Below are 3,414 nucleotides of genomic sequence, written 5' to 3' on the forward strand. Positions count from 1 at the left end.
GCGTCAGGTAAGCCGCGGTTTCACGCACCTGCGCGACGCTGCCCGGCGAGGACTGAATGTCCGCCATGTGCATCACCTGGATGGAGTCGATCACCATCAGCTTCGGCTGCTCTTCTTCAGCGATCATGCAGATCTGCTCGATGCTGGTTTCGGAGAGCATGTTCAGGTTGCTGGTCGGCAGGCCGAGGCGGTGAGCGCGCATCGCCACCTGCTGCAGGGACTCTTCCCCCGTGACGTACAGGGTTTTCATCTGTTCGGCGAGCTTGCAGAGCGTTTGCAGCAGCAGGGTTGACTTGCCCGCGCCCGGGTTACCGCCGATAAGAATCGCGCTGCCCGGCACTACGCCGCCGCCGAGCACGCGGTCAAACTCTTTAAAGCCGGTGGAGAAGCGCGGCAGCTCTTCGAGGCTGATGTCCGAAAGTTTTTGCACCTTCGCCACGCCCGCGTTACCGGCATAGCCGCTCAGGCGCTCGTTACGGGCCACGCTCGGCGAAGCCGCCACACCACGCACTTCGGTGATGGTGTTCCAGGCATGACAGGCGCTGCATTGCCCCTGCCAGCGCGGATAATCCGCACCACATTCATTACAGACAAATGCGCGTTTTGGAGCTTTCGCCACGGTTTACCTCGTTATTTCTGATTAAGGCTGCCGGAGAGAATGCAGAACACTCCCATCAGGTCAGCGTGACGGATAGTGACTTCCGTCTTTTCATTCACTTTTGGCTTGGCATGGTAGGCAATACCCAGGCCGGCCGCTTTGATCATCGGCAGGTCGTTCGCGCCGTCCCCGATAGCGACGGTCTGGACAACCGGAATTTCATATTTTTCCGCGAGGCGCGTCAGCGTATTGGCTTTGTACTGGGCATCCACGATATCGCCGATCACCTGTCCGGTCAGCTTGCCGTCCATGATCTCCAGCTCATTGGCCACCACGGTGGTCAGATGCAGTTTTTCCCGCAGATAATCCGCGAAGAAGGTGAACCCACCGGAGGCGATCGCTACTTTCCAGCCGAGGGACTGTAGCTTCAGCACCAGCTGCGTCAGCCCTGGCATCAGCGGCAGCACGTCGCGCACCTGGCGCAGAATGTTGGCATCGGCCCCTTTCAGGGTCGCCACGCGCTGTCTCAGGCTGGCGGTGAAGTCCAGCTCGCCGCGCATCGCACGTTCGGTAACTTCCGCCACCAGCTCGCCGCTGCCCGCCAGCTTCGCAATCTCGTCGATACACTCGATCTGAATGGCGGTAGAGTCCATGTCCATCACCAACAGGCCCGGAGTTTTCAGGTGCGGAATTTTGCCCAGCGGCGCGACGTCCAGCCCCGCGTCATGCGCCAGACGCGTTGCGCGCTGCGTCAGGGAACCCGCCAGGCGAATAACCTGGTAGTCTTCCACGCACCAGGCGGCGACGATGACCATTGCCGCACCCAGCTTGCTTTGATACTGAGTCAGGCGTTGCTTATCCAGACCGCGTCCGTAGAGGAGCCAGCCGCTACGACCGGCGTGGTAATCCAGAGGCATCACCTCATCGCCACTTAAAGAGAGCGGCAATCCTGGCCATAAAGAGACATCCGTTGGCAGGTCACACCAGGTAATGTTCGGCATTAAAGCTCCTGTAATTTCGTTCGCGCCGGAAGGTTGCAGAGGGAAAATAACGCATGAGGCTACCCTGTAACCATCACTTCTGGCAACATTAAGCCGTAAATTTTCAGCAGGTGGAATATGGCTCGCGCAAAACTGAAATTCCGGCTTCATCGCGCCGTGATTGTCCTTTCCTGTCTCGCACTACTAGTGGTGCTGATGCAAGGGGCATCGTGGTTTAGCCAGAACCATCAACGGCAACGTAACCCGCAGTTTGAAGAGCTGGCCCGCACGCTGGCGCGCCAGGTGACGCTCAACGTCGCGCCGTCCATGCGTACCGAAACGCCGGACGATAAGCGGATAGGCCAGGTTTTACGCCTGCTCACGGAGAACAGCCGCATTCTTGATGCTGGCGTCTATGATGAGCAAGGCAACCTGATTGCCCGCGCGGGCGAGCACGTCGACGTGCGCGACAGGCTGGCGCTGGACGGGAAAAAAGCCGGGGGCTACTTTAACCAGCAGATTGTCGAACCTATTCAGGGGAAGAATGGCCCACTGGGCTATCTGCGCCTGACCCTCGATACCCACACCCTGCCTACTGAAGCCAAACAGGTCGATAATACCACCAATATTCTGCGCCTGATGCTGCTGCTTTCACTCGCCATCGGCGTTGTGCTGGCGCGCACCCTGCTTCGCGGCAAGCGCTCGCGCTGGCAGCAATCCCCGTTCCTGCTGACCGCCAGCAAATCCGTCCCCGAAGACGAAGAGAGCGAGAAGAAAGATTAGTGATAAAGTAGGCGAACGATTCGGAAAAGGAACTTTGCCATGACGACGTTACGCCTGCTTATCTCTGACTCTTACGATCCCTGGTTTAATCTCGCGGTAGAAGAGTGCATCTTCCGCCAGATGCCCGCCACCCAGCGCGTACTGTTTCTCTGGCGGAACGCCGATACGGTGGTCATCGGCCGCGCGCAAAACCCGTGGAAAGAGTGCAACACCCGGCGCATGGAAGAGGACAACGTCCGTCTCGCGCGCCGCAGCAGCGGCGGCGGCGCGGTGTTTCACGATCTGGGCAATACCTGCTTTACCTTTATGGCGGGCAAACCGGAATACGATAAAACCATCTCAACGTCCATCGTCCTCAACGCGCTCAATTCACTCGGCGTGACGGCGGAAGCGTCCGGGCGTAACGATCTGGTGGTGAAAACCCCCGAGGGCGACCGGAAGGTCTCCGGCTCCGCCTACCGCGAAACGATGGATCGCGGCTTCCACCACGGCACCCTGTTGCTGAACGCTGNNACTACCTGAATCCGGATAAGAAAAAGCTCCAGGCCAAAGGAATTACCTCCGTACGCGGTCGCGTGGCAAATCTGGTGGAACTGCTGCCGGGGATCACGCACGAGCTGATTTGCGATGCCATCCGTGACGCGTTCTTTGAACATTACGGCGAGCGCGTGGAAGCAGAAGTCATCTCCCCTGAAAAAATCCCGGACCTGCCCAACTTCGCCGAAACCTTCGCCCGCCAGAGCAGCTGGGAGTGGAACTTCGGTCAGGCTCCTGCGTTTTCCCATCTGCTGGACGAGCGTTTTACCTGGGGCGGCGTGGAGCTGCATTTTGACGTTGAGAAAGGCCATATCACCCGCACGCAGGTGTTTACCGATAGCCTGAACCCGGCACCGTTAGAGGCGCTGGCGGCACGTTTGCAGGGCTGTTTGTACAGGGCGGATATGCTGCAGCAGGAATGCGACGCGTTGATCGGAGATTTCCCGGAGCAGGAAAATGAGCTGCGGGAGCTGTCGGCGTGGATTGCACAGGCCGTGCGCTAGGTGCGGTCTGATG

General features: G+C 59.1%; 2 protein-coding genes and 2 pseudogenes. 2 read left to right on the forward strand and 2 right to left on the reverse strand.

All coding sequences use genetic code 11. The features are described 5' to 3' along the window. Positions 1-619: pseudogene (locus tag UTM25_RS20535) on the reverse strand (ATPase domain-containing protein); the annotation flags it as partial. Positions 620-630: 11 nt separating this feature from the next. After that, positions 631-1,599, reverse strand: coding sequence for a phosphoserine phosphatase (gene serB, locus UTM25_RS20540; protein ID WP_025757501.1), 969 nt, complete (start codon positions 1,597-1,599; stop codon positions 631-633). Between the two features lie 117 nt (positions 1,600-1,716). On the opposite strand from serB, the gene UTM25_RS20545 reads away from it, so the two are divergent. Together UTM25_RS20545 and lplA are read left to right on the forward strand one after the other, a co-directional pair. Continuing rightward, positions 1,717-2,361 carry a YtjB family periplasmic protein gene (locus UTM25_RS20545; protein ID WP_023310324.1) on the forward strand — a complete coding sequence of 215 codons (645 nt, stop codon included), beginning with the start codon at positions 1,717-1,719 and terminating at the stop codon, positions 2,359-2,361. A 39-nt stretch (positions 2,362-2,400) separates the two neighbouring features. Beyond that, a pseudogene (lplA, locus tag UTM25_RS20550) lies at positions 2,401-3,401 on the forward strand (lipoate--protein ligase LplA). Positions 3,402-3,414 lie beyond the last annotated feature (13 nt).

This window comes from Enterobacter sp. 61D5, assembly GCF_034107965.1.
GTDB classification, from domain to species: domain Bacteria; phylum Pseudomonadota; class Gammaproteobacteria; order Enterobacterales; family Enterobacteriaceae; genus Enterobacter; species Enterobacter cloacae_M.

Excerpts from the sequence above, each read along its gene's own strand:
- serB (WP_025757501.1), bottom strand. The coding sequence starts at position 1,599 with ATGCCGAACATTACCTGGTGTGACCTGCCAACGGATGTCTCTTTATGG.
- UTM25_RS20545 (WP_023310324.1), top strand. The coding sequence starts at position 1,717 with ATGGCTCGCGCAAAACTGAAATTCCGGCTTCATCGCGCCGTGATTGTC.